A 23,844-nucleotide genomic window follows, 5' to 3' on the forward strand; every position below is an offset into this window, starting at 1 on the left:
CGTCCCAGGGATACACGGAAGCCGGATCATATGATCCGGCTTTTTCTTTTGTCTTTATATTCAAGGAAATAAGGAATCCACCCGCCGAAGTTTCCCCCATTTTTGCAGTACATTCGATTTTTTTCAGAAAAGTGTTTTTTGGGGCTTGCGAGTCAGAACCTTCCTGAATATAAGCCCACTCACACCAGCAGGCGCCCATCGTCTAGCGGTTAGGACAGCGCCCTTTCACGGCGCAGACAGGGGTTCGATTCCCCTTGGGCGTACCATTGCTGGTTTTTCTTTTTCCCTTATAATTCAATCCATTAGCGCTTGATTGGCGCCGTTTCGTGCTGCCTGAACTTATTCACAGACAGGTGAAAAAAGGGGCTTGCATGTCAGAAATTTCCTGACTATAAGCCCCCCACACCAGCAGGCGCCCATCGTCTAGCGGTTAGGACAGCGCCCTTTCACGGCGCAGACAGGGGTTCGATTCCCCTTGGGCGTACCATTGCTGGTTTTTCTTTTCCTTTAGAATTGACGCAAATATTACTGGCTGAATTGCCAGGATGCTGTTACGCGCCGGGCTGCAACCTTTTCGAAAGGACAGCATAATGTCGAAAGCAACAGCAATCGTTCCCACCGCCCATGCCAGCCGCTACCTTCAGCAGCTCTGCAAACATTGGGCGCACAAATTCGCAGTCGAATTCACGCCGGAACACGGCACCATCGATCTCGGCGAGAATCGTCTCGTGATTCTCGATGCCGATGCGGAAAAACTGACCACAACGGTTGAAACCTCGGAAGAAAACCTCGCCCGCCTCGAAGAGGTCGTGGCAAGTCACGTCGTCCGCTTCGCTTTCCGCGAGGAACTCGTCTTCAATTGGGTAAAACAGTAACACAAGCGGGGCGGCGTTTACCCTATCTGTAAAAAGCCCGCAAATTGCCCGGAATAGCCATTATCGCATCACAATCCGGGCAAATTCTCCCGCGAAATTCTTCCCAACTTCGAACAAGTGATTTGATGGGGAAGAATAATGACAAGCGAAACAAGAACCACCCTCACCTTTCTCGGGGCCGGCCTCGTTGCAGCCGCAATGGTTCTCGGTGCGGATATGAGCTGGGCCGACGTCGTTAAGGCGCTGTTCTAGGCCAACTGCTCTCGTTCACTGACTAATTTCGCAACGTAATCAGAAAAGCCTTTCGCGCACGCGCCGAACTACTCTAAATCGGCACATGATTTTTCAAACACCTTTGGTTACCGGCAGGCTGGAACGCCGCTACAAAAGATTTTTGGCCGACGTCACACTTGACGATGGGCGCTTCATCACTGCTTCCGTGCCCAATACCGGCTCCATGTTCGGATTGACCGCTCCGGGTTCCCGCGTCTGGCTGAGTGTTTCGGATGCTCCTCACCGCAAATATGCCCATACGCTGCAGATTGTCGAAGCGGATAACACACTGGTCGGCGTGAACACCGGCTTGCCGAACAGGATCGCCGAAGAAGCAATCCTCAACGGTCTTATTCCTGACCTCGCAGGATATGCCAGCCTCAAGCGTGAACAGAAATATGGCCGCAACTCGCGCATCGACCTTTTACTGGATGACGGCCCGCGCCAGCGAGCCTATGTCGAGGTCAAGAATGTACACTTTATTCGCACGCTCGGATTAGCGGAATTCCCCGATACGGTGACAGCGCGAGGCGCAAAACATCTTGATGAACTCGTCGACGTTGTTGCCGCTGGTCATCGGGGCGTGATGCTGTTTATTATCCAGCGAAACGATTGTAGCAGATTCAGCATTTCGGGTGATCTCGACCCCACTTACGCACGCGCTTTTGAACGTGCGCGTGCAAACGGGGTTGAGGCTTGGGCCGTTCGGTGCCACATAACGGACAAAAGCATTGATGCCAGTGAGCTGGTGCCAATTGAGTAGATTAAGACGGATCGAGTGATGGTAACCTATATCGAAGCAACAAGCGCACCCATGAAATATACGGGCCAGATCAGGCTCTATGGCCCCGAGGCTTTCGAGGGTATGCGCACGGTCTGCAACCTGACGGCACGCTGTCTCGATGCCCTCAACGATATCGTCAAGCCGGGCGTGACCACCAATGAAATCGATCGCTTCGTGTTCGAGTTCGGCATGGATCACGGCGCGTTTCCGGCAACGCTGAACTATCGCGGCTACACGAAATCAACCTGCACGTCGATCAATCACGTCGTCTGCCATGGCATTCCGAACGAGAAGCCACTGCGCGAGGGTGATATCGTCAATATCGACGTGACTTATCTCCTTGATGGCTGGCACGGCGATTCAAGCCGCATGTATGCGGTAGGCGAAATCAAGCGCGCCGCTGAGCGATTGCTTGAAGTCACCTATGAAAGCCTTCTGCGTGGGATTGCCGCCGTAAAGCCTGGCGTGAAAACCGGTGCTATCGGCGCCGCAATTCAGACTTTTGCCGAAGGCGAGCGCTGTTCCGTTGTGCGCGATTTCTGTGGTCACGGCGTAGGACAGCTGTTCCATGACGCGCCGAATATCCTCCATTACGGCACGCCGAATGAAGGTGTCGAGATCAAGGAAGGCATGATCTTCACGATCGAGCCGATGATCAATCTCGGCAAGCCGCACGTGAAGGTTCTCGCCGACGGCTGGACCGCGGTTACCAGAGACCGTTCGCTGACGGCACAATATGAACATACGGTGGGTGTTACGAAGGATGGCTGCGAGATATTTACACTCTCTCCGGCCAATGTCTTCGGCCCATCTTCCATGAGATAACAACGAAGAGATATAGTTCTCGGTAATTGTCTGGTCTGTTTTTGCGGGGGTTTAAACAGGATGGCAAAGAGCAAGAATGAGCCGGGTAACATTGAGTTGCCCGGTTTCAGTGATACACTTCAACTTACGCCGAAGATCGACAAGCCGCATTATGCCGGACATCGTGATCGTCTCAAACAGCGCTTTCGGGATACTCCCGATGCGCTGGCTGATTATGAACTGCTCGAAATGTTGTTGTTTCGCGCCATTCGCCGCGCCGACACCAAGCCGCTCGCCAAAGCTCTGCTGATGCGGTTCGGCTCGATTGCCGAAGTACTGGCCGCCCCCGAAAAGCTGATTGCCGAAGTTCCCGGCGCCGGTCCTACTGTGGCGCATGAACTCAAGCTTGTAGAGGCTGTCGCCAAGCGAAGTGCGCGCAGCACTGTCATGGAGCGCGAAGTACTCGGCTCTTGGAACAAGGTGATCGAATATTGCACCGCGGCCATGGCTTACGAGACCCGCGAGCAGTTCCGCATCCTGTTTCTCGACAAGAAGAACAAACTGATTGCCGATGAAGTCCAGCAGACGGGCACGGTGGACCACACGCCGGTCTATCCGCGCGAAGTGGTCAAACGGGCTCTGGAACTCTCCGCCACCGCCATTATTCTGGTCCACAACCATCCCACTACCCCCTCAATGATCACGTTCGATCACGCTGAATACCGCTGAATCATCAATGAAATAGCCGCTTTTCGCGCATTGCGTACAGGGGGCGGTTATGGCAAATTGGGAGCGGTTAGAGGGGTTGAAAGCGGCTTTCCGATCCCAGCAAACGATCCCCGTTTCTCCTCGACCGATCCCAGTTGCGGAACAGGAGAAAACGCCATGCCAAGCCTGACCGACACCGCGATCCGACATGCGTTGAAGCGGGTTGAGCTAAGCCAGAAGCAGGAAAATCTCGCCGATGGCGAAGGCCGCGGCACCGGTCGCCTCGTGCTTGTCCTCAAGCCCATGCCGAAGCGCGTCACAGCGGACTGGATGGCGCAGCAGTGGCGTGACGGAAAGCGGACCAAAAAGAAGCTCGGCGCGTACCCTTCCATGTCGCTCGCTCAGGCGCGCGAGATGTTCAAGCGCGACTTCGCCGACGTCATCCAGAGGGGCCGGAGCATCAAAATTGCGACCGATACGCGTCCCGGCACGGTCGCCGATCTGTTCGAAGGCTATGTTGCCGCGCTCAAGGACGCGGGGAAGCCGTCCTGGAAGGAAACGGAAAAGGGCCTCAACAAGATCGCCGATACGCTCGGACGTAACCGCCTCGCCCGCGAGATCGAGGCCGAGGAGATCATCGAGCTGATACGGCCGATTTACGAGCGCGGCGCGAAATCAATGGCCGATCATGTCCGCTCCTATCTCCATGCGGCATTCAGTTGGGGCATGAAGTCCGACAACGACTATCGGCAGCAGTCTTCTCGGCGCTTCCGGCTTCCGTTCAACCCGGCAACCGGCATTCCTACCGAGCCGAAGGTCCAAGGCACGCGTTGGCTCGACGAAGACGAGTTTGTTCAGCTCTATTGCTGGCTGGACCACCCCGACACGCCGGTTCACCCCTCCTATCCACGAGCAGTGCAACTCATCATGCTGACCGGCCAACGCGTCGAGGAGATTGCGCGGCTTCATGTCGATCAATGGGACGCCAAGGAGCGGATCATAGACTGGTCGAAAACTAAGAACCTCCAGCCGCACGCCGTCCCTGTACCGTTGCTCGCCGCTGAACTGATCGAATCGATCAAGCCGAACGAGTACGGCTGGTTCTTCCCCTCCGCGAAGGACCCGTCCAAGCCGGTCAGCCACGGCACTCTGTACAGCTTTGTCTGGCGGCAGAGAGATCGCGGCGTGATCCCGTATGCGACAAACCGCGATCTTCGCCGCACGTTCAAGACGCTCGCCGGCAAGGCAGGCGTGCCAAAGGAAATTCGCGATCGCCTGCAGAACCACGCGCTGCAAGATGTCAGTTCCAAGCACTACGACCGCTGGCACTACATGGTCGAGAAACGCGCCGGCATGGCGAAATGGGATAAATTCGTCCGCGCCATGCTGGCGAAGAAGCGCCTGAAAGCGGCCGCATGACCTCTCGGCCGCCGAAACCCGTCCATTCTCGGCGAGCGAAGGCTTCCGCTCCCTCGACCGAGGTCAATGCACACACCTACGCCGCGTTCGTCGGAGTCCTGAAGCAGAAGATCGCCGCTGCCCGCCACCGGGCCGGCCTGTCCGTCAATCGCGAGCTGGTGGTGCTCTATTGGACCATCGGTCGCGATATTCTGAGTCGGCAGGAGCGCGAGGGATGGGGCGCCAGGGTCATCGACCGGCTGTCGGAGGACCTCCGCCAAGCCTTTCCCGAGATGACCGGACTTTCAGCCCGAAACCTGAAATATATGCGCACCTTCGCAGAGGCCTGGCCCGACGGCGAATTTGTGCAGCAGCTTGCTGCACAATTGCCATGGGGCCACAACATGCTCCTTCTCGATGCCACCACGGCATCTGAAGAACGCGCTTGGTATGCCCGGCAGACAATTGAGCACGGCTGGAGCCGGAACGTTCTCGCCCACCAGATCGCAAGCAATCTCTTCGCCCGTCAAGGAAGCGCGCTGACCAACTTCTCGCAGACACTTCCGGCCGAGCAATCCGAGCTGGCCCAGCAGATTCTCAAAGACCCCTATACGTTCGACTTCCTCTCGCTTGGCCCCGATATGCTAGAGCGCGATCTCGAACGCGGCCTGATCGAACACCTCCGCTCGCTCATCCTCGAACTCGGCAAGGGCTTCGCCTTCGTCGGCAGCCAGTACCATCTCGAAGTCGGCGGGCAGGATTATTACCTCGACCTGCTGTTCTACCATCTGCGACTGCGCTGCTTCGTGGTGATCGAGCTGAAGATCGAGGATTTCAAACCCGAGTTCGCGGGCAAGATGAATTTCTATCTGTCGGCCGTGGACGAGCAATTGCGCCATCCCGACGACAAGCCGACGATCGGCATCATCCTGTGCAAGGGACGCAACGAGGTGATCGTCGAGTACTCCTTGCGAGATTCGAGCAAGCCGATGGGGGTGGCTCAATATCAACTTTCGCAGGCGCTCCCTCCTCAGCTCCAAGAAGATCTTCCGACGGTCGAGGAGCTTGGGCGGGAATTCCCGCTCATGTCGGTCGTCAAGCTTCGTATCGAAATCGAGCGCGCCCTGCGTGAACTCGTCGTCGCTAAGGGCATCGATCCGCGTCGGATGGGCATCTCGCAGATGCTCGGCAAACTGCAAGGCCTGGGAGTTTCTCCAGCCAGCATCAGGCAAATGCACGGCGTCGTGCAATCCATGCTCGAGGCATCGCACGGCGTGGATGTCGACTCGGACGCGGCCAAGCGGGCCGTGGAAATCGGCACGGCTTTCCTTGCTGATCTCAGGACAATAAACGCCGACGACTGACCACTCCACGAAGAACACCAATATTGATAAGTAGTGTGTAATCGCGTCGCTCGATCGGCGCATACGATCAAGGCGCCGGGGAAGGCAAATGCCAGCAACTGCATTTTCTATAAGGTTCGCGCGCGAACTCGACGTTGACCAGCTCGCGACCCTGATGACCGGCGCACAACCAACGCAGGACCGCGACGGGGCTGAACTTCTAAGCGGGTTTGGCGATGCGATCCGCGCCGATATTCAATGCTCATCGTGCGGCAAATTCGGTGCTGGCGTCGTTCGATCGGCAAGATCGCGGGCCTCTAAGGCGGTTCTCCGACAGGCACATTTCAGATTTGTCGATCCCAGCGGCGGCGACGCCCATCATCCGTTCTGTGAATTCTACGGCGACGACGAAACGCGCTCGACTCAGGATAGCCTTCTCGACTTCGGATCAGAAAAGAGCGCGGAAACGCGCGCGATTCGGCTTCTCGTCTGCAAGGGCATAGAGCAGGGTATCTTTGACCAACGTCGCATCCGGGACATGCGGCAGTGGTTTTTCGATCTCAAGTCCGCCACCCGCTTCACGGTGTCCTTGCCGCTAGAGGCGATCCCATGGACACAGGCGCTACAGCGACATCCCTACCATCAGCGCTGGCCGTTCCACCCATCCCACGGCGACATGCCGGCCTTCGATTGGAAAGCCGCCGCGAAGAAGCAATTCACCGAAAAGCACCTCGATCTGTTCGATCTGGTGAAAGGCGGCATCCTGCCTTTCGAAGAGGCGACGTGGCGACAGGCGGCCGAGCTCGCCCGGAAAAACCATGGGCGCGAGGTTTTCGACGCCACCAAACTCCAGCCCTACTATGAGGCCGCGATCTCGCTCTGCACCTTCGTCGCTGCGAACGGTGGCATCGATTTCGGCAAACGACATCGCGAAATTTATCGATGGAAAGGCGCTCCACCCGTTTTGCTTGCCCTCTGCGCGCTGGTGTTGTTCGTCTCCGATTGGAACATGAACGCCGCGACCACAGCCTTCGCGAAGCTGTTGGCCGCGCCGCCGCCCAGCGATCTCGTGCTCGGCAACGTCATTGGACTCAATCCCTTTCACGACTATGGCGCGTGGCGTCTCGTCATTGCGTCCTCCGAGGTCGCCGCCAGAAGCCCAAACGGCCTGGATTACGGGGCCCGGCTAGCAGCCATCGAGGCGGAGCTGCGCGAGCAGCATCGCCTATGGAAGAGCGAACAGCCCCGCGGCTAGGCCTGCCACCTGAGGAATAGCGTATGACCGTCGAATGGACGCCAGTGTTCGTCCTACCCAACGTGCCCCTCGACCAGGCCGTCGACTGCGAGATCGCGGCGATCGCGCCGGCTCATGACCCTCGCGTCAAGGCCCTGAAGCGCGCCCATCCGACGTTCAAGCAATTCCTCAATCGCTTCTCGGATAATTTCGGAGAGAAGTTCGAGCCGGCCGTCCTCCTACTCGATGCCGATGCGCCACCAAGCTTCCGCACCGTCGCCGCCCTGGGAAGTTTCCGAGACACCGTCGCACTGTCGGCCATCACCCACGGGCGCGCTATGGAGCTTCGCTATCCGCGCGGGCACCGCGTTCTGTTCGGCGAGGCCTTCGCGATCTACCCGTGGATGCTCGACCGGCACTACAAGGACGTCATTGGCAGCACACCGGCCATCCTCGGCACGCATATGGTGTCTAGCTTCCGAGGCCAGTCATCACCGACCATCTTCCGCACGCCGCTCGCGGCGAGCGACATCGACGAACCACTGCTCAGCGCGCTGTTGGCACGTTGGCGCCGCCGATATGGGGCCCATGAGCCGGCATGGGAGGACGTGGCGCTGATGCGTTCTCTCAACATGGCCTACCAGGCTTCGCTGCTGCCTGCCGGGACCGACACGACGTTCTATGATGTCGGCCGGATCGTCTCGCTCTGGGTCAGCGCTTTTGAAATTCTGGTTCACCCGGGCGGAAGCGGTCAGGCGGATCGCAAAAAGGTGTTCGAACTGATCGAGCGGACGCGGTGGGCGATTCCGGCCAGCGGCCAGCTCGCACATGACACCGGCGGGAAGACGAAGGTGAAACGGACTCTGGCGTCATGGCTGGTCGAGACGCTCTATGTTTGCCGAAACGATTTCCTTCACGGCAATCCCGTGGACCGGAGCACGCTGCTGCTCGCCACGCCTCAGCGCACCATCTTCGAGTACGCCGCGCCGCTCTACAGGATCGCGCTCACAGCCTTCCTGCCGCTCACATACGACGCGCCGATTCCGTCAAAGGAGAACCCTGAAGCCTTGGGCGAATACATCGCCGATCGCATGACGTTCATGCACCTGCAGAAAGCGGCCGAAGAGGGATTACTGACCGCGACGCAGCCGCCGCCCATTCCAGGCACGCGCCGCCCCCGGATCATACGACCGGCTGGAAACATCTAGCGGTGCAGCTTCGCCACTGCCCTCCCTTGCTCGCTCTCGGTCTCATCGCCGCCTCGCCCGCGACGCACATCATTGATGGCGACACCTTCACGCTCGGCGGCGAGCGCGTTCGGCTGTGGGGCATAGATGCACCCGAAGCCCTCCAGATCTGCCAAGACGCCGCTGGTCGTGGCTTCAGATGCGGGGAAGTGGCGCGTGAGCGCCTGATCGCCCTGATCGGCGGCCGATCCGTGGATTGCCGGCAAAAAGACCGAGACGGCTATGGCCGGATGGTCGCCCAGTGCAAAGTCGCGGGCCATAACCTTGGCGAGGCCATGATCCGCGAAGGCTGGGCGGTCGAATACCGCCAGTTCAGCCGAGGAGCCTATGCCGCTGCCGAGCGGGAGGCCCGGTCGGCCAAGCGCGGCCTCTGGGCTGGAACGTTCGAACCGCCCGACCATTGGCGCGCCGACGCCCGAGCGGAGCGACCGGCTCCGCAGTCCCCGCCAGGGTCCTGCATACTGAAGGGCAACATCAACGCCAAAGGTCGCAAGATCTTTCACACACCTGGCCAGCGAGACTACGGCGTCACGGTGATTGACACCGCGCACGGCGAGCGCTGGTTCTGCAGCGCGGCGGAAGCGATCGCGGCGGGTTGGACTCCCGCCGCCCGCTGAGGAGCATGGGTGCGTCTCACGCCATTCTCGGTGCTTGCGTCCGCCCGCGCTCAATACACTATGAGATCAATTCTATCTCACCGGCTTCGAACCAACCTTGTCTGATCATTGCGTCGCGCGCGAGCGCGGGATCAGCTGCGTAATACACAACGGCAAGGCTCTCTTCAGCGCGGCTGCAGGTCACGTAAAACAGCCGTCGCGTCCTATCGATCGTTGTCTCCTTGCCGGCAGCTTCATTATCAAGATCCGTCTTGCTCTTCGCCTTTGTCGCGAAAAGCTTGTCGTAAGCAAACATGAAACCGCGGGCTTCATCGTCGCTAACAACAACCATCACCCTTGGAAATTCTAGCCCTTTTACCCCCTGATGCGTGTCGAACTGCGAGAGGCCCCGAACGTAGCGATCATATCGCTCGATCTGGTCGAACGGCGCCTCAAGCGCCAACCGCCAACCGCCCAACTCGCTTTTGACATCGACTTCTTCTTCTTGGTCGTCGGCGTCGCCGGCTGCGTCACCCTCGCCTTCCACGACGACGGCATCGGCGGCGGAAAACGGAACGAGCACCTCTGGTATCGTGAAGAGGTTAGCTTCGGCGACATAGCGCAAGACCGAGCGCGCGGTCGGCTTCTCATCCTCGTTCACCAAGGCCAGCAGGCCATCGCAAGCAGCCTTGACCTCGCTGAGAAGGCCAACCTGCTTCTCGCCTGCAGCTTCAAGCGCCTTGCGCTCGAGGAGTGGAGATGTGCGCCGAACGACCGCAGCGACAGCAAACCGATCTCCCGAGCGCAGGGCCGTGACCAGCGGCAGTATCTCGCGCGTGAAAAGTCCGATGCCCGCCCCCGTCCCTTGTAGAAAGCTCGTGCGGATGCGCTCGACCGCATAGAGAGGCTCGAAGAATTGTTCGAAGCCAAACCGGCGTGCGGACATCAGGTGCTCCAGCGCCAGCGTCTTGATCGCCTCTGCTCCCGCCGCCCAGCTCGGATCGCCAGTGAGCTCTGCCATTCGCGCCGCCACGGTGGCCTCTGCGGCGCTCTTGTCAGCTATTGACTGCGAGACGACGAACAGCCGAACAACACCCTGTTTCGCATCGCTCCGCGGCTGCTGTTCCTCGTCATCCTCATCTCGTCTGATTTTGTTGATGAGCGTAATAACCCGCGTGGGACAACGATGGTTCATCCGCTTCCTCGGCCTAGCCCAGGCCTGCGGGATCGCCTCCGCTAAACGCTCCTTACCGTCGGCGTAAATGCGCTGCATCGTGTCGCCAAAGAGTCCCAGGCAAAAGGCCTCGCGATATCCCGCCTCGACATCGAGCAGCGCATCCATGAGCCTCCGGCTCGTATCCTGGCTCTCGTCGATCAGAAGAATGGGGAAGCGGGTCACCAGCAGCCGGCGCAAACCCGGCTTCGCGCCGAGAAAATCGGAGGTCATGGCGATGACCTCTGCGTGACTCAGAGCGTCTCTGGTGCGGTTGTCGCCCGTCGGGCTGTAAACAAACCGCGTAATTTCGGCGAGGTTGTCGCGGCGACGCCGCTTGCTCTCTATCGAGCGAGCCCGGTCCGACGCAGCTTTGCTGTTTGCCCGACCCTTCGCCTGTGCTTCTTCCAGCTCCGCGATATCCGCCAGGAGCCGAGTTGACAGCCACCCGCGAATATCACCGTCGTAACCGGCAATCAGCGACCACGCGAATGCGTGAATGGTCGACACCTCTACGCGAGGATCGAACTCGAGCCGTTGCTTGATCTCGTCGCAGGCGGCATTGGTATAGGTAATCACCCCGATCTTCTGACCAGATAGCGACAACCGCCGCCCCTGCTCCTTACACACCGTCCGTATCGCCTCGACCAGCGAGCGCGTCTTGCCCGAGCCGGCGCCGGCATAGAGAAAGAAGCTCCTCGGCTTATCGACGTTCAGGCAGGCGAGGATCGTTTCATCGGCTTCGGAATCGAATTTGTCGTCGACCGCGCTCATGCGTCGGCCCCCTCGATTTCAGCGACGACATGCTCTTCGACCGGCGAGTCAGCCTCAATCTCCTCCTCGGGCGGTGCCTCTTTGACCAGAGGCAGAATCTCAACCTGCTTTTTCTTGAGCTGCGCAAGTAGCCATTCTAGTCCCTCGGCGATGTAGCGCGGCACGACGATCGTGTCGAAATTCTCAACCTCCATAACGTCAAGCGCAAACTCAGCTTTCTTGCCGTTCTTGAGAGCGAGGTACATTTTCCCGCCGATCGCGGCCGCCCCACCACCATCAGCGATCGCATCGCGAAACTTGCGGACCAGGCCAGTGCCATCCAGTTCGGCGAAGAAGCTGAGATTCTCGAACGCCAGTGCGTCCTCAAACGTATAAGGATATGCGACCTCCGGTCCGACAATACCCAGGGATGTCAGACCCAACGGGATCTGATACGCGGCCCGCACAGCAAATAGCGGGTCGTCGTCCTCATGTAGCGTCTTCGTCGCGGCATCAGCTCGCATCAACTCATCGACGTCGTCGAGCTTTGGCACCCATGTCTTCAACGTCGCATTGTTGGTTTTCTGACTAGCACCTTTCGCGGGTGGGACGGAGGCGCCCCCCGTTTTATCCAGCGTATCCAGGTCAGTGATAATAAGGGTCAGCAAGCCGAGATGATCAATCAAAGGCTTGAGACGATGCGCGTGGCTTCCTCCAATCTCAAGCAGGGTGATGTAGCATTGGTTGAGCTCGTCATAGTGCGCCCGGATGAAATTGGGGACGAGCATACGTTCCGCTGGCCCCTCCACCAAAATGGCCGCGTCGGCGAAGAACAGATCCGCGTGCTGGGCCCGAAGATATCGGGTCACGAAACGCTCCGTCTCACTGCCCGGACCAAAAACCTCCGACAGATTGATAACAGTGGAGACCGGCACTTTCGCGGCCATACCCGCAGGCAGCCGCCGGAAGTAGCGCAGGCAAGAGAACGACGTCTCATGCGCGACATGGCTCGAATGGGTGCTGACAACCAATTGGGTGCGCAGCTTTTGGTCGTCACCAAGGTCCTCGTGCGCACGCAGCACCGCGTAAGCCTTCTTGATGAAGACTTGCTGGACCTGCGCGTGCAAATGCGCTTCCGGTTCCTCGACCAGAACGAGATGGAGAGGCTCGGTCGTGGTCACCGTCGCACCGGTTGATGCCTTCCCGACGCGCATCCAGGCGTCACGGAAGCTCATCAACCGGAATATCATCGAGATCAGGTTTTGATAGCCGAGGCCGTTATTCGCCTCGGGCAACCGCAACACGGGCGTCGCCGCGCCGTCCTCGGCAATGACGTCCACTTCGAAGCTGATCGCCGCATTGTGGTTGAGACCGTCGATAGCCTTCAGGCGCGTCGAGACGCGCGGACGCGGATCGGTCACGCCAGGGTATCCCATGCCCTCGACCTCGGTGAACGCTGCCTTGAAACTCTCGGTCAGCCGCTGGTCGAACGCGTCCTGGGCGGCTTCTATCGCCTGCAACGCGCCGAGGTCCTTCGGATCAGGTCCCTTCGTCGGGTCGAGGTGCTTGGCGTAGTAGCTTCTGAGCTGATCGGACAGCCGACTGCCACTTGCCGACACCGGGGCGTCCTCCTCCTCAGCAGCCTGCTGTTCCTCACCGAAGCCCCTCTGCGCCGGGATATCATGGACACGGATCAAGCCGCTCAGCGGGTCCCCGTCGATCGGCCGAGAACCGCCCGGAAGGACCTGCGGACGCGCCAGAGACTTTGCGGGGGCGACAAGCTGACCCGGATCCAGGGAATAGGCCCGAATGGTGAAGTGCGTGGACAAACGTTTACTCAGGAAATCGACCAGACTCTCGGGCCAGATCGTCAGCTTAGGCGGAGTGGCGGGTGGATCAGCGTCAGGATTCTCCGCCGTGGCGGCCGCGGCGGCTGCTGCCCTCATCGTCTCGGCATCGCTCACCGCCCCCATGTACTCCTTGTACAAGAGCGCAAGATCCTTCGGCTCATAGCGCAATCGGACGCCGAGTCGTCCCCCCTCCCAATCCAAGGTCGGGATGAGGTCGCGAACGTGGTGCATCTCCCCCGCTTCGACATGCAGCCACAGATCCAGCGTCGGCAACGCGCTCACCCAGGGGTCAACGACGAGGTCTACGATTTCCTCAGCGTTTCGGGCAGCGATCCACGCCTCGCCCAGGGCAATGATCGTGGGCCAATGACACAACGTGAAATCGTGCATCTCGAACGGGCAGCGGCGCGGCGACAGGAAGCGCCGTAGCGCAAGCATCGCCGATGTCTTACCGCTATTGTTCGCCCCAACGAAGAGTGTGGTCGTGGTAGATAGATCAACCCTTGTCGACAACAACTTCCTGAAATTGGCGATCTCTAGAAATTCAATATGCACTGCCAGATTCCCCCAATCCTGGTCCGCGGTAGTTACATCCGCATATCCTTTTTCGCGTTATACTTATCTTGACCGATGGCGACAGTCACTGAACGCACCGCTTACGCGTCCGCGCGTGGCCACCTCATCTTGCCGCGGCCAATTCGCAACACGTCCACCAGCGTGGTCCGGCCAGGAATTCGACCTGAGAAAAGACTCGGCTTTGGATCGACGGCGGGCTTCTTGAACTGGAACAACGGCCGGTAGTCCGGCGTCGCGAGCCAAGTCTGTCCGTCCCCAGCATCCGTGATGATCCGATACAAGCCAGGCCCGGGCGCTCGCTCGCCAGCGGGCACATCGAGAAGGCGCTTGTTGGGCTCGACGTTCCACTTCTGAATGCCGCCACTCAGGGCTTCGGTTCTAAACCGCGCCCAGAGCGCCGCGGTATCCGGCGTCGGCCAATCGCCCAGATCGGTGAATGCGGTAATCTCATCGGATTCCAGCCAAGCTCGCATCTCGGCCGGCGTCACAAAGATGGGCTCGGCACTCTCGATCGCGGCTATCGCAGCGCGACGCGACGGCAAGCCAGCGCGGATCAACATCGACATCATAAACCGCGGCACGCCAGTCTCGAGCGCGGCCGCCCCGCCACCGGGAATGATGTCTGGCGACCATCCGAGCGAAAGGCGCCGCGTGCGGATCGCCTCGAGCGCCCAGACCAGCCGATAGGTGAAGGCTTCCTCGACAACCCGCATATTGTCGGGGCCGATCTCGGCCACCTCCGCACCCGACACCCACTGGCGGAGAATCCTTCGCCAATCTGCCGGGAGCGCGTTTCTTTTGTCGGGAATGAATGGGCGCATGACCAACAGCCGCTCGGCCAGACCAGAAAGCGCGTCGGCGAGTTCATCGACATCACCCGGCAGCGACGCGGCATCGGCTCGATCCACTAGCGCTCCCAACTCGTCCGCCATCGCATCTATAGCCAGGCCCGCCTCAAGGCCGACACCCATCGCGAAATGGCCCTTGCGCGCCTGCGGCGTCGTCACGCTCCAAATCAGATGGGCGCGAGCCTCGAAGACCTTCCGATGCTGCGCCACTGTTGCTTCGCCTTCGCGAGCGATCTGGCGCGCCCAAAGCGACCCCTGCAACGCCTCATCCAGCAAACGCGGCAGATCCGCTCGATCAGCATCCAGGGCTTCGATCAAACCGAAGACGGTCGCATCAAGGCGCTCGACGAGTTGGGACAGCGGCTCTTCTTCTATGTTTTCCTCTTCGTCGCCGCCGCTATCCCCTTCCTCGCCTTCGTCTTCGTTCTCGTCATCATCGTCGGCGCCCGGATCAGCCAGTTCGGCGGCCACCGCGGCTTCTTCCGCCTCTGATTTCCAACCGTCCCTTGAGTTCGCCAGATACTCCCAGGCGTCAGCTCGCGCGAGAATGCCTTCGCGCGTCAGGCGCTCCAGGATCTCTGCGACGATCTGAATCAGGCCGCTTTGCAACGTCCGCGCCTTCGACGAGGCGACCAGTTGGCGCCACTCGCCGCTGCGCCAGTCAACCCGATCGAACATCACGTGGACGATGAGGCCCTCGACGTCGACAAACGCTCGGCCAGCTCGACCGGCGACGTTCGCGAACTCCTCGCCGGTGATGAGCTCCCCAGAACGGTAGAGCGCCGGCACGAGCAGCACCGCCGCGTTGAGGTTGAGGCCCTGAGACAACGTCGGAGACGCGACGATCACCTTCAGCACACCCTCCGATAGGAGGACCTCCAGCTCGCGCAGAAATGGGCTAGGCAGGCGACCGTGATGGATGGCGACACCGACCTTCAGACTGGCAACGGCGGGATGATCCTCGCCTAGCCATTCTTTCCCGACTTCCAGCGCCCTTGCGATCGGGCCTTCGTCTTCGAGAAGCGGCTCCAGATAGCCTCTGCGGCACAGGTCGACCACCCGCTTGCCGTAGCCCTCGACCCAATTGGCCTGCGTAGAGAAGATCAGGGTCCGTTTGCCCTGACCGGCAAACTCCCACGCGGCGAACAAGGCGAGATGACCGGCCTCGCGCGGGTACGGCTTTTTCTCCCGACCAAGGGGCGGCTTTTGAACGACAAATCGATCGATGAACGGTCCATTCGCTGTAAGATCGAGTGTCAGGCGGGCATCGAGCCCGCGCCATGTCAGCATGCCGAAACGCTGGCGCGTCGGCCGCCAGTCCGACCGCACGGGTTCGCCGGGCTGATCGGATCGTATCCACGCGGTCAGATCGTCAAGCTCATCGCCGCTCGGAAGGATGGCCGACAGGCACACGATCCGCCGGTCGGCGGCGTCACCACGCCGGAGCAAGCGCTGAACCAGCGTTTCGTAGCGGATTTCGCGCTCGCTCGGGCCGATCATATGGCCTTCGTCGAGAACGATCAGGCCGACGTCGTCGATCAAACTTGGGTCGCTTCGAAGCGCGAAGTCGAGTTTTTCAGGCGTCGCGATGATGATCTCTCGCGACCGCAGCGCGTCCTCGTCCCCAGCGGACAATCCGCTTGCGCCGTAGAGCGACGAAACGCTGAAGCCCAAGGGCGCGAATGTCTTGCGGAACGAGCGCTCCGTCTGCGCTGAGAGCGCCCGCAGCGGCGTGACGATCAGGACGCGACGCGCAGCCGATAGCGTCATCATCGCGGCGATCTCAGCAACGCGCGTCTTTCCGGCGCTGGTCGGAAGCGCCACAACGAGATCGTCGGTCATATCCGTCGATCGACGCGCCGCTTCACGCTGCGACGGCCACAGCTCGACCTCGGAACTCTTGCGCGCGAACAGCGAGCCGATGAAAAGCTGCCGAAGCTCGGGATAGCGCTCTTCGGCTCCGTCCGGCGGATCGATCGGCAGATTTTGGTGCAGCGAATGCGACCAAAGATCATCGATCAGATGGCGGCAGAGGTTCGAGGTCCACCAGAGCGGCACGTTCTGGGCGTTGTCCGCCAGACTGATGGCGGTGGCCAGCAGGCTGCGGGCCGTCTCCAGCGGCTCCTCATCGCCGGTGGCAAGCGCAAACTCGAAGTTAGCCAAGGCGCGGCAGATCGTAGTGTTGAGGATCGTTGCCAGCACTTCGTCGGGATCGGCTTCCTCGCCGCGCAGCTCGGCCGACATCTGCGCATCGCCATGCGCTTCGTCATTCAGCCAGTCGCGGACATAGCCGCGGAGCCGATCAAGGTCCCGCAGTATGAGCAACATGACGGCTGTCTCGCCGGGCGCAGCGTTGAGATCGCCAGGCACTTCGTTGAACAGCGAGTACGCAACGGCCGAATAGCCGGCGAGATGATAGGCGGCCGCCGCGATTGTCCTGCGAAACCCACGATCCGGCGCTTCCGGGTCTCCATTGCGGACGAGAGCTTCGAACGCGTTGGCCGCTCGCTCGAAAGCCTTGCTGGTAAGCGGCGATGCGCCTTCGACGGTGCGAAGCGCCATCGCGCCACGCAGCAGCGCGAAACCGTGCTCAGCCAAGTCCGTCTCGATCGTCGCGCCCAGCGCTGGCGCGTCGGCCGGCAACACGCCATCGCTCCGGATCAACGACCAAGCGGCTCCTCGGTAGAGCAACCGACGCAGAATTCCGTCCTGGGTGGCGGCGGTCAGAAAAGTCCGCAGTTCGTCAATCGTTTCCAAGGTCTTCCGCCTCTTCGTACATCTCCTTGATGAAGTCCTGGTGGTCCTCGATGCGGAGGTTCACCACGAACTGGTCGCGGTTGGTAGTCGCCGCGTCGAGGTCCTCTTTCAGCGCGGCCGGCGGCGCGTTGCCCGACATTGTGAACAGCATGTGGTCAATGCGGCCCGCGCGCGGCACTTTCAGACCTATCTCATCGCGGATCGCCCGCCCGAGCGCGACGTCTTCGGCCTCGTTGCTTTCCAGCAAGCGATTAGCGACGAACAACAGCGAGTCTGGCGTGCATCGCCCGCTGTCCCGATTGAGAACCTTGCGCGCCGCCGTGACGGTCGCTTTACCCAAGACGCGATTGCTTTTCGCTTCGCCCTTGAGGAGCCACAGTTCGCCGTCGTCACCAGCCCCATATCCGGCGCCGATGAAGTCGTCGCCTCGCATCGCCATATTGCGTCCGTCCTTGTAGCGGAGCCGGCGAACAGGAACGCGGAGGCCGATTCCTTCCTCAACAAGCTCGGTCGCAAGAATCTCACCGAGATCGCCAGAGCGTCCCTTTGCCGTCTGCGGAAGCTGCGCGCGGAGGATTTCGGCGGCGCCCTCATAGCCCAGGCGCGCAACATCATCCGCAATGCGATCAAGCCGGTCGTAATGAGAGCGGACAGTCTCCGCCAGCGACTCGCGGATAGCATCACGCCCGCCAGCTTTTTCGACGAGGCACCAATACTCTTTGCGCTCGTCTTTTTCTTTCGTGGTATCGCACCACTCTTCGTACAACGGCACGTCGCGCCTCCCCAACGACGCTGACGAACAAACTCTACTTTCGTCCCTTGAACGACTACGTCGTGCCGGTCGTTGGAAGGTTGTGCCTCGCGCCCAATTCTGATTCACACATCATACACTCAGAGCGTGTCCACGTCGCTAGAGAGTTGGGCGCACAGCGAAAGACGCAGCGGTCGCCAAATCAATACGACTTGTTCGACTGCAACCCTTGCTCCGGATGAAAGGCGCTTGACTCTTAGCCGCCAAAGAGAGAACAAATGGAGAACATGATGACGAAGCTCTTCCCGGAGGTCAACAGGAAGCTTGCGGCCGGAGCCCGCCATAGAATTCTTGCGCGCGCAGATCGAAAAGATCGAAGGCAGAAGCCGGCGCGCCAGATCGGTTCTCCCCTTCGGGATCACCGAGGTGGATTCGCGACTACCTGGCGGCGGCCTCGCGCTCGGCGCGCTGCATGAGATAGCCGGCGGCGGTAATGGCGCCGTCGATGGCGCGGCGGCAGCATCATTCAGCGCAGGCCTCGCCGCTCGCACCAAGGGCAAAATCCTTTGGTGCATCACGCGCGCAGACCTTTTCGCGCCGGCCATCGCCCAGGCGGGCCTCGCGAGCGATCGGGTGATCTACCTCGAAGCTGGCGACGACAAGACTGTGCTCGCCTGCATGGAAGAAGGATTGCGCCACGGCGGCCTCGGGGCTGTCATCGGCGAGGTCGCCCGCCTTTCCATGACGGCCTCACGGCGGCTCCAGTTGGCTGCAGAGGGCACCGGATCGCTCGGCATCGCCCTGCGGCGCTGGCGGCGACAGACGGAAGCGACGGATTTCGGGCAGCCTACCGCGGCGATGACGCGCTGGCGCGTCTCCGTGCTGCCCTCGACGCCGCTACCGGTTCCCGGCGTAGGCCGCGCCCGCTGGCTGGTTGAACTCATCCGCGCGCGAGCGGGCGAAAGTGCAGATTTCGAGTTGGAGGCGTGCGATGACACGGGTCGTCTCGCTCTTCCTGCCGAGCTGGTCCACGGACCGGCTTCGGCGGAAGGCTGGCGACGCGGCGCCTCCGGCTGAGGCGCCGCTCGTCCTGATTGGCCGCGACGGGAACAGGCGGGTGGTGCTGGCGGCGGATGCTGCGGCCCGGGCCGCCGGCCTGCGCGCCGGCATGCCCGTCACCAAGGCGCAAGTGCTGGTGCCCGGCCTCATTGTGCAAGATGCCGATCCCGCTGCCGACGCCGAGGCGCTTGAGCGTCTCGCGGTGTGGCTTCTCCGGTATGCACCAATCGTCGCCCCCGATCCGCACGACGGCCTCATCATCGACTCGACAGGCGCTGATCATCTCCACGGCGGCGAGACTGTCATGCTGGACGGCTTGATCGGGCGCCTCGCCATGTCCGGGATCTCCGCGAGAGGCGCGATCGCCGACACCTGGGGAGCAGCCCATGCGCTGGCCCGATTTTCAGCGCTGCCGACTGTCATCGCGCCCGAGGGGCACGGCCCGTCCGTCTTGGAGCGGTTGCCGCTTGAGGCGTTGCGCATTCCGGCCCCCACTGTCGCCGCACTGCGCACGCTCGGCTTCCGAACGGTCGGCGATCTTCTGGCGCAGCCGCGCGCGCCGCTCACCCTTCGCTTCGGACCAGAACTCGGCCGACGCTTGGACCAGGCCTTGGGCATTGCAGCCGAACTTATCGAGCCGGTCCGCCCGGCCGATCTCATAGAGGTACGCCGTGCCTTCGCCGAGCCGATCGGCGCGGCAGAGACCATCGCCCGTTACATCGGCAAGCTCGTCACCCAGCTCTGCGAACGTCTGGAGGCAGGCGGCCTCGGCGCTCGCCGGCTCGATCTCATCTGCCACCGCGTCGACAGCCGAGCCCAGGCCGTGCGGGTCGGCATGGCCACGCCGGTCCGCGATGTGAAGCGGCTGACGCGCCTCCTGTGCGACAAGATCGAGACCATCTCGCCCGGCTTCGGCATCGAGGTGATGACCCTCGCCGCAAGCGTCGCTGAGCCGCTTGAGTGCAAGCAGATCGTCAGCTCGCTGGTCGAAGAGAGCACCCCGGACGTCTCCGATCTAATTGACACCTTGATGAACCGCGTGGGCGAGCGTGCCCTCTATCGGCTTGCACCGGTCGCCAGCGATGTTCCGGAGCGATCTGTCTGTCGTATCCCGGCGATAGCGGCCGATACGGGAGCGGGCTGGCCCGGCCATTGGCCGCGGCCCTCCCGCCTTCTGCCGGCCCCTGAGCCGGTCGAGACCGTGGCGTTGCTTCCCGACCATCCGCCGGTGTCTTTCACCTGGCGCGGCATCCGCCGCCGCCTTCGGCGTGGCGACGGGCCGGAGCGCGTGTTTGGCGAATGGTGGAAGCGCGATGCCGAGTTGGTTGCCGTCCGCGACTATTTCCGGGTCGAGGACGACGCCGGCGAACGCTACTGGCTGTTTCGCGCCGGCGACGGCGAGGACACCGCCACAGGCTCGCACCGCTGGTTCATTCACGGGGTCTTCGGATGAGCGAGCCCCGCTACGTCGAGCTTCAGGTCACTTCGCATTTCAGCTTTCTCCGGGGGGCCTCGTCTTGCGAGGAGTTGTTCGCCCAAGCCGCGCTCGCCGGGATCGAAGCGCTGGCCGTGGTGGACCGGAATTCGCTCGCCGGCATCGTCCGGGCCCACGAAGCGGCGAAGACGACCGGGGTTCGTCTGATTGTCGGCTGCCGTCTCGACCTCACCGACGGCATGTCGGTGCTGGTTTATCCAACCGACCGACCCGCTTATTCCCGTCTGTGCCGGCTTCTGTCGCTCGGCAAGCGGCGCGGCGGAAAGGCGAAGTGCGTGCTCGAATGGCAGGACCTCGTCGCCTACGGCGAAGGCTTGATCGCCGTTCTCGTGCCGGATCTCGCCGACGAGGAATGCGGCCTTCGGCTGCGCCGCCTGCGCGACGCGTTCGGCGATCGGGCCTACCTGGCGCTGACGCTGCGCCGTCGGCCCAATGACCAGCTCCGCCTTCATGAGCTGTCGAACCTGGCCACCCAGATGCGAGTTGCGACCGTGGTGACGAACGACGTCCTCTTCCATGAGCCCGCCCGCCGGATCCTCCAGGACGTCGTCACCTGCATCCGGCACAATGTCACGATCGACACGATCGGCGACCGCCGGGAGCGTCACGCCGATCGGTACATCAAGCCGCCCGAGGAGATGCACCGTCTCTTCAGCCGCTATCCCGAAGCGCTCGCCCGAACCCTGCAGATCGCAGCCCGCTGCCGCTTCAATCTCGACGAGCTGGCCTATCAATATCCCGAGGAACGCGACGATCCTGCCCTTACACCGCAGGAGACGCTGGCGAAGCTCACCTGGGAAGGCGCCACCGAGCGCTACCCAGAAGGCGTGCCTGACAGTGTGACTGCCGCGCTTCAACATGAGCTGCGGTTGATTGAGAAGCTCGACTACGCGCCGTATTTCTTGACCGTGAATTCGATCGTCCGCTTCGCGCGATCGAAGGACATCCTTTGCCAAGGTCGCGGCTCGGCGGCCAACTCGGCGGTCTGCTACGTCCTCGGCATCACGTCGATCGATCCCGGCCGCAATGATCTTCTCTTCGAGCGCTTCGTGTCCGAGGAACGCCGGGAGCCGCCAGATATCGACGTCGATTTCGAACACGAGCGGCGCGAGATCGTCATGCAGTGGGTGTTCGACACCTACGGCCGCGACCATGCCGCGCTCTGTTCGACTGTCATCCGCTATCGCACCAAAGGCGCGCTGCGGGATGTCGGCAAGGCGCTAGGCCTGCCAGAGGATCTGATCGGCACCTTGTCGTCGCAGGTCTGGGCCTGGTCGGAGGAAGGCGTGGAACAGAAGCATGTCGAGGAGCTGAACCTCAATCTTGCCGATCGCCGCCTTCGCCTGACGCTCGATCTCGCTCGGCAGCTCATGGGCGCACCGCGCCATCTCAGCCAGCATCCAGGCGGTTTCGTGCTGACCCACGACAGGCTCGACGACCTTGTACCGATCGAGCCGGCCGCGATGAAGGACCGGCAGGTCATTGAATGGGACAAGGACGATATCGACGCCCTGAAGTTCATGAAGGTCGACGCCCTGGCGCTCGGAATGCTGACCTGCATGAAGAAGGGGCTGGATCTCCTGGCCGAGCACAAGGGCGTCAATCTCGATCTCGCCGCCATCCCAGCCGAGGACCCGCGCACCTACGCGATGATCCGCAAGGCGGACACGCTCGGGACCTTCCAGATCGAGAGCCGGGCACAGATGTCGATGCTGCTGCGTCTGAAGCCGCGCACCTATTACGATCTCGTCGTGCAGGTCGCGATCGTCAGGCCCGGTCCGATCCAGGGCGACATGGTGCACCCCTATCTTCGTCGCCGGGAGGGCCTTGAGCCCGTCCACTACCCGAAGCCCGAGCTGGAGAAGGTGCTCGGCAAGACGCTCGGCGTGCCGCTCTTTCAGGAGCAGGCAATGCGTGTCGCCATCGAATGCGCCGGCTTCACTCCCGGCGAGGCCGATATGCTTCGCAAGTCGATGGCCACCTTCAAGTTCACCGGCGGCGTCTCCCATTTCCGCGACAAGCTGATCGCCGGCATGGTGGCTAATGGCTATGAGCAGGCGTTCGCCGAGCAGACTTTCAAGCAGCTTGAGGGCTTCGGCAGTTACGGATTCCCGGAAAGCCACGCAGCCTCTTTTGCGCTGATCGCCTATGCCTCGGCCTGGCTGAAATGCTGGCACCCGGAAATCTTCTGCGCCGCATTGCTGAACAGCCAGCCCATGGGCTTCTACGCGCCGGCCCAGATCGTCCGCGACGCGCGCAATCATGGCGTCGAGATCCGTCCGGTCTGCGCCAACGCCTCCCGATGGGACTGCACGCTCGAGCCCACCGGCACCGATGAGCGGTTCGCCGTTCGCCTCGGTATGCGCATGGTCAAAGGGCTCGCCAACGGCCACGGCGCGGCGATCGTCACGGCCAGGGCGGACCAGCCCTTCGGCTCAGTGGACGATCTCTGGCGCCGTGCCGGCGTGCCCGTCGCGGCGCTCACTCAGATCGCCGAAGCGGACGGGTTTCGCCCGCCCTTCGGCCTCGCCCGTCGTGAGGCCCTATGGGCGATCAAGGCTCTGCGCGACGAGCCTCTCCCGCTCTTCGCCGCCGCGTCGGCCCGCGAGGAAGAGATCGTGCCCGAGGTTGCCGAGCCGGCCGTCATCTTGCGCCCGATGACGGCGGGCGGTGAAGTCGTCGAGGACTACCGGCATGTCAGCCTGTCGCTACGCGACCATCCGGTCTCGTTCCTGCGCCCGGAGCTGCGCCGCCGTCGTATGGTCTCCTGCCAAGAGGCGATGGATGCAAAGGAGGGCCGGTGGCTGGAGGCTGCCGGCATCGTGCTGGTGCGGCAACGTCCCGGCAGTGCCAAGGGCGTCATGTTCATCACGCTCGAAGATGAGAGCGGGATCGCCAACCTCGTGGTCTGGCCCAAGGTCTTCGAGCAGAACCGCCGCACCATTCTGTCGGCCGGCATGATCGCGGTGCGCGGGCGCGTTCAGCGGGAGGGCGAAGTGGTCCATCTTGTCGCCCACAGGCTGACCGATCTCTCCGCCGAGTTGGCCAGCGTTGGCGAGCGCGACACGGCCTTTCCATTGCCGCATGGGCGCGGCGACGAATTCCACCATGGTTCGCCAACCCCGGACCCTCGCGGTCAGCCGCCGCGAACGGTTCGACCGCGCGACATCTACATCCCCGACCTGCACATTGATACGATCAAGGTGAAGACGCGCGATTTCAGATAAAGACGGAGAATAGTTCCCCGCGCGACTCACCCCGCGACATGGCCGGTCTCAAC

General features: G+C 61.6%; 16 protein-coding genes and 2 tRNA genes. 14 read left to right on the plus strand and 4 right to left on the minus strand.

What is annotated here, in order from left to right:
• The first annotated feature begins 191 nt into the window (after positions 1 to 191).
• From ABDF71_RS08940 to ABDF71_RS08990, 11 genes are all read left to right on the plus strand, one after another.
• Positions 192 to 266, plus strand: a tRNA-Glu gene (locus ABDF71_RS08940).
• Between the two features lie 146 nt (positions 267 to 412).
• Positions 413 to 487 (plus strand) — tRNA-Glu (locus ABDF71_RS08945).
• 103 nt (positions 488 to 590) lie between these two features.
• On the plus strand, positions 591 to 875 hold the full coding sequence (locus ABDF71_RS08950; protein ID WP_010659874.1) for a DUF2218 domain-containing protein: 285 nt from the start codon (positions 591 to 593) through the stop codon (positions 873 to 875).
• A gap of 337 nt (positions 876 to 1,212) precedes the next feature.
• Entirely contained in the window at positions 1,213 to 1,911 is a 699-nt protein-coding gene (gene sfsA, locus ABDF71_RS08955) for a DNA/RNA nuclease SfsA (RefSeq protein ID WP_125300166.1), read from the plus strand.
• 18 nt (positions 1,912 to 1,929) lie between these two features.
• Positions 1,930 to 2,757 carry a type I methionyl aminopeptidase gene (map, locus tag ABDF71_RS08960; protein WP_010659871.1) on the plus strand — a complete coding sequence of 276 codons (828 nt, stop codon included), beginning with the start codon at positions 1,930 to 1,932 and terminating at the stop codon, positions 2,755 to 2,757.
• A gap of 60 nt (positions 2,758 to 2,817) precedes the next feature.
• Positions 2,818 to 3,465 (plus strand): JAB domain-containing protein, encoded by a 648-nt coding sequence (locus ABDF71_RS08965; RefSeq protein ID WP_308669807.1) that lies wholly within the window; start codon positions 2,818 to 2,820, stop codon positions 3,463 to 3,465.
• A gap of 156 nt (positions 3,466 to 3,621) precedes the next feature.
• Complete coding sequence (locus ABDF71_RS08970; RefSeq protein WP_088217391.1) at positions 3,622 to 4,863, plus strand: tyrosine-type recombinase/integrase; 1,242 nt, start codon at positions 3,622 to 3,624, stop codon at positions 4,861 to 4,863.
• Entirely contained in the window at positions 4,860 to 6,206 is a 1,347-nt protein-coding gene (locus ABDF71_RS08975; protein ID WP_094513803.1) for a PDDEXK nuclease domain-containing protein, read from the plus strand. Before ABDF71_RS08970 ends, ABDF71_RS08975 begins: the two co-directional genes overlap by 4 nt.
• 88 nt (positions 6,207 to 6,294) lie before the next feature.
• Positions 6,295 to 7,440, plus strand: coding sequence for a hypothetical protein (locus ABDF71_RS08980; protein WP_088217388.1), 1,146 nt, complete (start codon positions 6,295 to 6,297; stop codon positions 7,438 to 7,440).
• A 23-nt stretch (positions 7,441 to 7,463) separates the two neighbouring features.
• Entirely contained in the window at positions 7,464 to 8,627 is a 1,164-nt protein-coding gene (locus ABDF71_RS08985) for a hypothetical protein (RefSeq protein WP_088217387.1), read from the plus strand.
• Between the two features lie 2 nt (positions 8,628 to 8,629).
• On the plus strand, positions 8,630 to 9,283 hold the full coding sequence (locus tag ABDF71_RS08990; RefSeq protein WP_217872224.1) for a thermonuclease family protein: 654 nt from the start codon (positions 8,630 to 8,632) through the stop codon (positions 9,281 to 9,283).
• Positions 9,284 to 9,341: 58 nt separating this feature from the next.
• On the opposite strand, the gene ABDF71_RS08995 is transcribed toward ABDF71_RS08990, so the two are convergent.
• The 4 genes from ABDF71_RS08995 to ABDF71_RS09010 all read right to left on the minus strand — a co-directional run bounded on the left by ABDF71_RS08995 (position 9,342) and on the right by ABDF71_RS09010 (position 18,031).
• Positions 9,342 to 11,249 carry a UvrD-helicase domain-containing protein gene (locus ABDF71_RS08995; protein WP_088217386.1) on the minus strand — a complete coding sequence of 636 codons (1,908 nt, stop codon included), beginning with the start codon at positions 11,247 to 11,249 and terminating at the stop codon, positions 9,342 to 9,344.
• Positions 11,246 to 13,633, minus strand: a complete 2,388-nt coding sequence (locus tag ABDF71_RS09000; protein ID WP_088217385.1) for an AAA family ATPase — start codon at positions 13,631 to 13,633, stop codon at positions 11,246 to 11,248. The genes ABDF71_RS08995 and ABDF71_RS09000 overlap by 4 nt, the downstream gene beginning before the upstream one ends.
• A 101-nt stretch (positions 13,634 to 13,734) precedes the next feature.
• Positions 13,735 to 17,259 (minus strand): DEAD/DEAH box helicase, encoded by a 3,525-nt coding sequence (locus ABDF71_RS09005; RefSeq protein ID WP_088217384.1) that lies wholly within the window; start codon positions 17,257 to 17,259, stop codon positions 13,735 to 13,737.
• Positions 17,246 to 18,031, minus strand: a complete 786-nt coding sequence (locus ABDF71_RS09010) for a Hachiman antiphage defense system protein HamA (RefSeq protein WP_088217383.1) — start codon at positions 18,029 to 18,031, stop codon at positions 17,246 to 17,248. The genes ABDF71_RS09005 and ABDF71_RS09010 overlap by 14 nt, the downstream gene beginning before the upstream one ends.
• A 330-nt stretch (positions 18,032 to 18,361) precedes the next feature.
• Between ABDF71_RS09010 and ABDF71_RS09015 the strand changes: the two genes are divergently transcribed.
• From ABDF71_RS09015 to ABDF71_RS09025, 3 genes are read left to right on the plus strand one after another with little or no spacing between them, the layout of a single operon-like run.
• Complete coding sequence (locus tag ABDF71_RS09015) at positions 18,362 to 19,087, plus strand: ImuA family protein (RefSeq protein ID WP_223850347.1); 726 nt, start codon at positions 18,362 to 18,364, stop codon at positions 19,085 to 19,087.
• Positions 19,002 to 20,522, plus strand: coding sequence for a Y-family DNA polymerase (locus ABDF71_RS09020; protein WP_088217381.1), 1,521 nt, complete (start codon positions 19,002 to 19,004; stop codon positions 20,520 to 20,522). The genes ABDF71_RS09015 and ABDF71_RS09020 overlap by 86 nt, the downstream gene beginning before the upstream one ends.
• Positions 20,519 to 23,791 (plus strand): error-prone DNA polymerase, encoded by a 3,273-nt coding sequence (locus ABDF71_RS09025; protein ID WP_088217380.1) that lies wholly within the window; start codon positions 20,519 to 20,521, stop codon positions 23,789 to 23,791. The genes ABDF71_RS09020 and ABDF71_RS09025 overlap by 4 nt, the downstream gene beginning before the upstream one ends.
• Positions 23,792 to 23,844: the final 53 nt, after the last annotated feature.

Source organism: Ochrobactrum sp. WV_118_8 (genome assembly GCF_039631535.1).
GTDB classification, from domain to species: Bacteria; Pseudomonadota; Alphaproteobacteria; order Rhizobiales; family Rhizobiaceae; genus Brucella; species Brucella anthropi.

What these genes read in the sequence shown, in the direction of transcription:
- ABDF71_RS08950 (WP_010659874.1), top strand. Translation starts at nt 591, where the DNA reads ATGTCGAAAGCAACAGCAATCGTTCCCACCGCCCATGCCAGCCGCTAC.
- sfsA (WP_125300166.1), top strand. Translation starts at nt 1,213, where the DNA reads ATGATTTTTCAAACACCTTTGGTTACCGGCAGGCTGGAACGCCGCTAC.
- map (WP_010659871.1), top strand. Translation starts at nt 1,930, where the DNA reads ATGGTAACCTATATCGAAGCAACAAGCGCACCCATGAAATATACGGGC.
- ABDF71_RS08965 (WP_308669807.1), top strand. Translation starts at nt 2,818, where the DNA reads ATGGCAAAGAGCAAGAATGAGCCGGGTAACATTGAGTTGCCCGGTTTC.
- ABDF71_RS08970 (WP_088217391.1), top strand. Translation starts at nt 3,622, where the DNA reads ATGCCAAGCCTGACCGACACCGCGATCCGACATGCGTTGAAGCGGGTT.
- ABDF71_RS08975 (WP_094513803.1), top strand. Translation starts at nt 4,860, where the DNA reads ATGACCTCTCGGCCGCCGAAACCCGTCCATTCTCGGCGAGCGAAGGCT.
- ABDF71_RS08980 (WP_088217388.1), top strand. Translation starts at nt 6,295, where the DNA reads ATGCCAGCAACTGCATTTTCTATAAGGTTCGCGCGCGAACTCGACGTT.
- ABDF71_RS08985 (WP_088217387.1), top strand. Translation starts at nt 7,464, where the DNA reads ATGACCGTCGAATGGACGCCAGTGTTCGTCCTACCCAACGTGCCCCTC.
- ABDF71_RS08995 (WP_088217386.1), bottom strand. Translation starts at nt 11,249, where the DNA reads ATGAGCGCGGTCGACGACAAATTCGATTCCGAAGCCGATGAAACGATC.
- ABDF71_RS09020 (WP_088217381.1), top strand. Translation starts at nt 19,002, where the DNA reads ATGACACGGGTCGTCTCGCTCTTCCTGCCGAGCTGGTCCACGGACCGG.
- ABDF71_RS09025 (WP_088217380.1), top strand. Translation starts at nt 20,519, where the DNA reads ATGAGCGAGCCCCGCTACGTCGAGCTTCAGGTCACTTCGCATTTCAGC.